The sequence below is a fragment of the Actinomadura sp. GC306 genome (assembly GCF_004348665.1).
GTDB lineage: Bacteria > Actinomycetota > Actinomycetes > Streptosporangiales > Streptosporangiaceae > Spirillospora.
Genome location: NZ_SMKM01000474.1, coordinates 1 through 2,234 on the forward strand (window position 1 = coordinate 1; position 2,234 = coordinate 2,234).

The 2,234-nt window shown below is 73.1% G+C and carries 1 protein-coding gene; it reads left to right on the forward strand.

The genetic code is table 11. The annotated features are described in order from the left end of the window. Nucleotides 1-79 precede the first annotated feature (79 nt). Nucleotides 80-1,891: a DUF2207 domain-containing protein gene (locus E1200_RS32720; RefSeq protein ID WP_131956468.1), complete on the forward strand. Its 1,812-nt coding sequence runs from the start codon at nt 80-82 to the stop codon at nt 1,889-1,891. Nucleotides 1,892-2,234 lie beyond the last annotated feature (343 nt).

A 2,234-nucleotide genomic window follows, 5' to 3' on the forward strand; every position in this document is an offset into this window, starting at 1 on the left:
GTCCCGGGGGAGGCGGTGGGGGGTACTGACCAGCCATAGCAGAGAATCATCGCACGCATTCCCGGTACCATTTGCGGCCATGTCTGCTCTTGCGGCGTTCTTCCGGGTACGGCCGGTCGTCCTGACCCTCTCGGCCGCCGTCCTCCTCCCCCTGGCGGCCTCCGCCACCGCGGCGGCGGCCGAGCCCGCCGCGCGAACGGCCCCCGCGCAGGGCCAGGCCGCGCAGGGCCAGGCCGGGCAGGCGGCGCGAACGGGGCAGGCGGCTCAGGGCCGGGTGCTGAAGGAGGACGCCGTCCTCACCACCGGCCAGGGCGGCGTGGTCAAGGTCCGGGAGACGATCGTCTACCGGTTCGCCGGGGAGAAGGGCTTCGAGCGGACGTTCCCCACGCGCGTGCACGAGAGCCTCACCGAGGACCGCGTCTACCGGCTGTCGAACCTGCGGGCGAGCAGCCCGGACGGCGGCCCGGCGCAGGTCGCCTCGTCCAGCGAGGACACCCGGACCACGGTCGAGGTGACCGGCGGGCAGGAGCTGACCGGCGACCACACGGTCGTCCTGGAGTACGACCTGCGCGGCGCGATCACCCGGATGGGGCAGATCGAGGAGATGCGCTGGCCGGTCATCGGGGGCTGGAAGGTCCCGGTGGACGAGGCGCGCGCCACCGTGGACGCCGGCGCGGCGATCAGCAGCGTCAACTGCTTCACCGGACCGATCGGCAGCACGATCGGCTGCACGCAGTACTACATGAACCACACGCACACCCAGGGCGTGTACGCCCAGCAGGGGATGCTGCCCGGCGAGTACGTCACGGTCGTCGCGGGCCTTCCGGCGGGCACGACCGGCGGGCAGCCGATCTACGAGCGGCGGCACACGCTCGCGACCGCGTTCGCCGTCAACACCGTCACCGGCTCCGCGCTCGTGGCGCTGCTGATCCTGCTCGTCGGCGGCGTCGCGGCGCTCTACCTGCTGCGCGGGCGTGACGCGCGCGTCGTGGTCAAGAAGGCGGCCGAGGGCGACCACGCGCCGGTCGCGGGGTCGGAGTTCGAGCCGCCGGACGGGGTGCGCCCCGGCCAGATCGGCACGCTGATCGACGAGCAGGCCGACGTCATCGACGTGACGGCGACGATCGTGGACCTCGCCGTCCGCGGCTACCTGTTGATCGAGGAGGAGGACCGGGCGGTCACCGGCCGCCTCGACTGGACGCTGCGCAAGCTGGAGCGGCCCGTCGCCGACCTGCTCCCCTACGAGCGGATCCTGCTGGACGCGCTGCTCACCGCCCCGGACGGCAGCGCCCGCGAGGCGGTGAAGCTGTCGGAGCTCGGCGGGACGTTCGCGACGAAGCTCGCCCAGGTCAGGTCCGCGATGTACGACGACGTGGTGAAGCAGGGCTGGTTCGCGCGGCGGCCCGACACCGTCCGGTCGCGCTGGACGCTCGCGGGCATCGTCCTGACCGTCCTCGGCATCGGCGGGACGATCGCGCTCGCGCTCACCACCGAGTGGGCCCTCGCCGGGCTCGCGGTGATCATCGCGGGCGCGGCGCTGGCGTACGGCGGCCAGTACATGCCCGCGAAGACGGCGCGCGGCTCGACCGTCCTCGCGCACACGATCGGATTCCGCGCGTTCCTGGAGCGCGGCGTCCTCCCGGACGAGGACGAGACGGCGTCCCGGCAGCGGATCGCGCTGTTCTCCCGCTTCCTGCCGTACGCGGTCGTGTTCGACGCGGTCGGGAAGTGGGCCGAGACGGTCAAGGACGCGGGCGAGCGGGCCGAGGGCGCCGACAACCTCTACTGGTACGAGGGCCCCGCCGAGTGGGACCTGTCGAAGTTCGCCGAGTCGATGCGGACGTTCACCCTCGCGACGTCGGGCTCCATCTCGCAGTCCCGCGGGATGTAACACGGCATGTGACACGGCCTGTGCCTCGGGATGTGACACAGCCCGTGGCGGTGGGTGGGGCGGACCCGCGGTGACCGCCGGGAGGGGTCTCGGCGGTCACCGCGGGCGCGGACAGCGCCCGCCGGGCGGGGTGCAGGGCACGAGGGCCATACCGGCGGGCACTGCGTTCAGGGGCACTGCGCACAGGGGCACTGCGCACAGGGGCACTGCGTTCAGGGGCACGGCGTTCAGGGGCACGGCGTTCAGGGAGACGGGACACAGGGGGACGGCGTCCAGGGGGACGGCGTCCAGGGGGACGGGTCACGTTCGGCGTCATCTCAGCGGCGCCTGCGCGAAGACTTGC

Bases quoted from the DNA above. Each gene is read 5' to 3' on its own strand.
- E1200_RS32720 (WP_131956468.1), top strand. From the start codon at position 80: ATGTCTGCTCTTGCGGCGTTCTTCCGGGTACGGCCGGTCGTCCTGACC.